This is a genomic window from Bacteroides galacturonicus, from assembly GCF_003096855.1.
Taxonomy (GTDB): domain Bacteria; phylum Bacillota; class Clostridia; order Lachnospirales; family Lachnospiraceae; genus Lachnospira; species Lachnospira rogosae.
In genome coordinates, this window is sequence record NZ_QEOA01000009.1 from 106621 (window position 1) to 111982 (window position 5362).

Below are 5362 nucleotides of genomic sequence, written 5' to 3' on the forward strand. Positions count from 1 at the left end.
GGGATTACTTAAATATTTACAATGCAATAAAGCAAATGCCGAAAAATTCCAAAACATATTTATGTGGAATGCACTCATATTGGTACTTGTAGAAATGCCAAAATTCCAGTTTCATGTTGCTTTTAATAATTGAATATTGAATGATTTTACATAGCCGTTAAGGAGTAATTTTTGTTCCCTAGCGGCTTATTTTATTTTTCAAAGTAGTAGGTGAGAAAATTGAAAATTAGAAAGGTTGATGACAAACCGATGGTCATTCACACCAAGGAGAAAATCCCTTTCATGTGTATTCAAAAAAAGTTAAGGCAGGAAGTGGTCTAGAATATAGAGATATTTTTAAGCTGATTGGAGGAACAGAAGTATGCACATTGGTTCTGGTCTAAATACGGTATCTTCAATGTACCGACAACAAAAAGGCAATAATATGAAAGCCCCTGTATCTGCGGAAAATACATTTTATACGGCTGAAACACCAAAGGTATACCAGATATTCACAACAGATAATATGTTGTGGACAGGAGGTAATGGTACAGGTCTTTCTTATTGCCTTAAATATTCGGATGATTCGACGGATGAAAATCCAGTGGTGTTAGCGAAAGGTGTGGATGAAAACGGAAAAGAGTTTGAACAAAGAATTTATATCAATGACGTTGATCCATCAAATGCCACAGTAGTCGAAATGCGTGCATTGGAGGCACATTACAAAGTGGAGAAGCAGGGAGGTTTTACGTCTTTGCCAAGTCAGTAGTGCGTGAATAAACTGCTGACTTCTTTTTTTGATAGATACAGTCACTCCAAGGAGCGTGTGTCGGATAAAACAAATTAGCAGGAAGCAGATAAAGCGATATATGTGATATTCTATTTCACATCAAAAAAAGGTCTGTTCACAACATGGTGGCTAGCTATTTAAAGAACTTTTCCGATATAATAAATATAATTGTATGTAAGTAAGGAAGTGACAAGATGCAAATAGCAATCTGTGATGATGAAAAATCTATAGGATTGATATTAGAAGAAAAAATAAAGAAATTATTACCGGATGCAGTAATAGATAAATATTTATCTGGTGATGAATTGATTGCAAGTGGTTGTGAGCCGGATATTCTATTTTTAGATATTCAGATGCCAGGAATGGATGGAATGGAAACGGCAAGGATTCTGCGTCAGAAAAATGAAAGAATAGTATTGATATTTGTAACTGCTGTGGAGGAGTATGTTTTTCAGGCATTTGATGTTGCAGCATTTCATTATCTGGTGAAACCGTTTTCAGATGAAAAATTTGAGGAAGTTGTGAAACGTGCAGTCAGAAGCATTGAAAAATATTCTGAAAATCAATCGGATGAAAAATACATGATGGTGCAGTCCGGAGGAAGCCATATGAAAGTGTTTTTGAAGGATATTGTGTATGCCGAGGTATATAATCGAAAAGTCATTATTCATACACGGGATACGAATATTGAATATTATGGAAAATTGCAGGAACTGAGTGAAATAGCGGGAGCAGATTTTTTTCGTACACACAGAGCCTACCTCGTACATTTCAAATATGTTCAGAAATATGATGCAAATTGTGTGACGATGGAAAATGGAACTGCATTGATTGCAAAACAGAATTATTCTGAGTTTGTAAAACAATATTTGAAATATAATCAGAGGAAAGGAAAAGAAATCGGATGAGTTTGGTAGAAAAATGCTGGATGGTTACATCGAAAATTTCTGTTATTGCACTCCTTATGATTACAGGAATCTATTTTGGAAAATTTGTTTGTCCCTATATAAAAAAGAAAAAAGGGGCTGTGGCAGTCAGTATTGTTTATATTACGATTATGCTTGTTTTATATATGATTCCGCCACAGATTGATAATTTTTCCGCATATCTGATTGGAGTTATAGCAGCGTTTCTTGCAATGTATGTAGAGGACAGAAGAAATATATATCAGAAAATATTTCTTGCAATTACGTTCTTTTCTATCCGATGGTTAACGGTTGCAATGGCAGGCAGACTTGATGATCTTGTTACAAAAGCACTTGTATTTCGGAATATGAGTGCAGAAAAAGTGTGGTTGCAATACGGACTATATGTTGGAACCAGAGTTTTGGATATTGTACTTTGTATTGCTTTTATTGCGGTTGCAATAGGACTGATCAATAAAGCGTATATATACAAAAAAGATGAAATGAGCGTCAAAGAGATGGTAATGCTTATTATACCTTCGCTTGTAGGCGTCACTGGGTATGGCATTTTACAATATTATCTCATGATATACGAAAGAGATACTGGAAAGAACTTGATTGATACATATGGATTTTATGGAGCTTTAAGCTTTTTACACTATCTGATTTCCATAGTTGCTATTCTTGTTGTGATTGTAATGTTTCAAAACTGGAAAGAGATGCAGGAAGAACAGCGGGGACAAGAGCTGGTATTAAATCAGATCAGTGACATGAAAAAGCATATCGAGGAAGTCGAAAAGTTGTATCGGGATATCCGCTCCATGCGCCATGATATGGGAAATCATATACAGACACTGGAACATCTGGTGGCACATAATAATATGGATGATGCTACAGAATATTTGGAACATCTGAAAAATGAATGGGACGAGGTATCTCCGGAAATAAAGACAGGAAGTCCGGTAATTGATGTCATTTTGATGGAAAAGCTGAGAGAAGCAAAAGAAAGGCAGATTCGGTTTCTGTCGGATTTTCATTATCCGCAGAATACGAAGTTAAATGCATTTGATTTGAGTGTGATCATGAATAATGCCTTGAATAACTGTATGGAAAATGTAAGTGGAGATAATCCGTATATCAGTATTTCTTCTTTTCGGAAAAACAGTATCTTTATGATAACCATAAAAAACAGTTTTGGGGGTCAGCTTAATTTTGGTGATAGCGATTTGCCAGAAACAACCAAATCTGGGAGGGAACATGGAATGGGTTTGAATAACATTCGCCGGGTTGCCAGAATGTATATGGGGGATATATCTTTGGAGCAGGGAAATGAGGAAGTAATCCTTAGCATTATGATGCAGGTAGAATAAAGAAATAAATTGGCACTATGTATTTTATAAATTACAGAAATTACAGAAATATGTAGTACTTTTTTTGTGCAGGTAGCGATGAAAATATGTTGCTTGCAACAATATTTGAGGAGCACTGCGACAGTCTGAAAAGCATTTTCAGACTGCTTCACAACGAAAAAAGGGCGGTTCACAACATCACGGTTTATTGTGAAGAAAGATATGTCGAAAGAAAAAATAAATAGAAATCATGTTATACAGATTTTCAGGAAACGGATTTCAGAGTATTAGCTCAAGGAGGTAAAATCCTCTGCTCCTGTATGGACAGTCGCATTTTGCTTCGCAAAACAAGGAGGATTAAAATGATGAAAATTAATGGATTTAACGGAACGAATACGCAGACAGGAGCAATGGGAATGGCACAGGCGAATGATTCTGTGAGTAAAAATATTCAGAATCAGATTGCAAATGCACAGCAGAAATTGCAGGACTTATCATCAAATGAAGAACTGTCATTAGAGGATAAGATGAAGAAACGTCAGGAGATACAGCAGGAAATTACAAATCTCAATCAACAGTTAAGACAGCACCAGATTGAACAGAGAAAGGAACAGCAGAGTAAAAAATCATCTATGGATGATATGGTGGCTGGTACAAAAAATACATCTGCAAAGAAAGGAACAGGCTTGTCACAGGCAGGTATGCGGGCAATGATTTCCGCAGATTCATCTATGAAGCAAGCAAAAGTGCAGGGTAGTATGGCAACACAGATGGAAGGAAGAGCCGGTGTGCTTGAGTCTGAAATCAAGCAGGATGCTGGAAAAGGCAATACCGAAAAGAAAGAAGAAGAACTGGCAGATTTGCAGGCAAAAGCGCAGTCTGCAACAGCAGCACAGATGTCTTCACTTTCAGATGCAAATAAATCTATGGAAGAAGCAGCAAAGGCAGACAACCGTACAGATGCAGCAGAAACAAAGAAGGATCAAACTCAGAAAGCAGAGAATACACAGGAAAATGCAGATACGACAACAGATGCATCAGAGAATGCAGATGTCAAAACAGAAACAGCAGAAACAATAAAAAATCCAGCATCTGAAAGTGGACAGTCGGTAGTATATACACCGATAGATGTACGTTTATAGTTCGGAAAGGAGGCTGGTGTTATGTCACAAATCAAAAGTTTTAGTGATTATACAAGTAAATATAACAGCAATGTAGATTTTTCAGTTTTGTTTAGTGGAACGTCAGATAGTTCATCAGTAGGCAATACAAATATGCTTTCTGATTATGCTGCAATCAAAAATGGAAGCTATGGAAAACTTATGAAAGCATATTATGCAAAACAGGATGCTGAAAAATTATCGGGAAAAGGTGATACTTCACAAAAACTTACCTTGATGAAAACAAGTGCGGATTCTCTGAAAAAATCAGCAGATGCTTTGAATGACTCTTCTCTTTGGGAAAAAAAGAAAATAAAAAAGAAAGATGAAAAAACGGGGGAAGAGATTGCGGTAGAGGATTATGACTGGGATAAAATCACCAAGGCAGTAAAATCTTTTGTTGAAGATTATAATGATGTAGTTAAGGAAGCAGGAGAATCGAATACAAAGGATGTATTGCGAAATGCTTCATGGATGACTGGAATGACAGACAAAAACAGTAATATGCTTGCCAAAATAGGTATTACCATAGGAAAAGGAAACAAGTTGGAATTAGATGAGGATGCTTTAAAGCAGGCAGATATCAGTTCGCTGAAAACGGTCTTTACAGGATATAATTCTTTTGTAAGCAAAATATCGCAGAAAGCAACTGGTATATCGAATGCTGCAAACCGGGCGAGTGCAACCTATACAAATAATGGTACATACTCTAAGACGGATTCTTCTTTGACATCGAGCAAGATAGATAAAGAAGTATAGAAAGTGTGGACTAACTTAGGGAGGTTGCTATGAAAGTTCAAGGAAATAGATATATTAATAATCCTGAGATGATAAAAAATAAGGTCGAGAAGAAAACAACTGTTCCTCAGAATATTATTTCGGAGGATGATGTGAAAATCAGTCAGAGGTTTTTGAAAAATGGCTGGATGAAAATGCTTCTGAATATTTGACAGAAGATGAAATGAAAGATTTAAAAGGGAAGATTAATACAATGACAGCAGATGTAGATTTTTTGAATGCTCAGGAGGGATATAGAGGAACTTCCTATGAATCTGTATTTTTGTTAAGTGCAAGTGAAGCGGGACTAAGGAAAGTAAATGAAATGTATGTTCCAGAGCAATTACAAGCAGGTTTTTCAGACATGATTGACGAATATGTTCATTTTAATGATTCGGCACG

Annotated in this window: 7 protein-coding genes; all 7 read left to right on the plus strand. The window is 36.2% G+C overall.

Annotated features, from left to right (window positions below; genetic code table 11):
* The first annotated feature begins 361 nt into the window (after positions 1-361).
* Entirely contained in the window at positions 362-748 is a 387-nt protein-coding gene (locus C7390_RS13445; protein ID WP_318295715.1) for a hypothetical protein, read from the plus strand.
* A 215-nt stretch (positions 749-963) separates the two neighbouring features.
* The gene (locus tag C7390_RS13450; protein WP_116444350.1) at positions 964-1677 is read left to right on the plus strand and encodes a LytR/AlgR family response regulator transcription factor; all 714 of its coding nucleotides are present in this window, start codon (positions 964-966) and stop codon (positions 1675-1677) included.
* Positions 1674-3044, plus strand: a complete 1371-nt coding sequence (locus C7390_RS13455; protein WP_116444351.1) for a sensor histidine kinase — start codon at positions 1674-1676, stop codon at positions 3042-3044. The genes C7390_RS13450 and C7390_RS13455 overlap by 4 nt, the downstream gene beginning before the upstream one ends.
* 341 nt (positions 3045-3385) lie before the next feature.
* Positions 3386-4165, plus strand: coding sequence for a FlxA-like family protein (locus tag C7390_RS13460; RefSeq protein ID WP_318295716.1), 780 nt, complete (start codon positions 3386-3388; stop codon positions 4163-4165).
* A 21-nt stretch (positions 4166-4186) separates the two neighbouring features.
* Positions 4187-4942 (plus strand): flagellar filament capping protein FliD, encoded by a 756-nt coding sequence (gene fliD / locus C7390_RS13830; protein ID WP_318295717.1) that lies wholly within the window; start codon positions 4187-4189, stop codon positions 4940-4942.
* Positions 4943-4971: 29 nt separating this feature from the next.
* Complete coding sequence (locus tag C7390_RS13835; RefSeq protein ID WP_318295718.1) at positions 4972-5133, plus strand: hypothetical protein; 162 nt, start codon at positions 4972-4974, stop codon at positions 5131-5133.
* Between the two features lie 11 nt (positions 5134-5144).
* On the plus strand, positions 5145-5362 hold a 218-nt coding region (locus C7390_RS13840), incomplete at its 3' end, for a hypothetical protein (protein WP_318295719.1).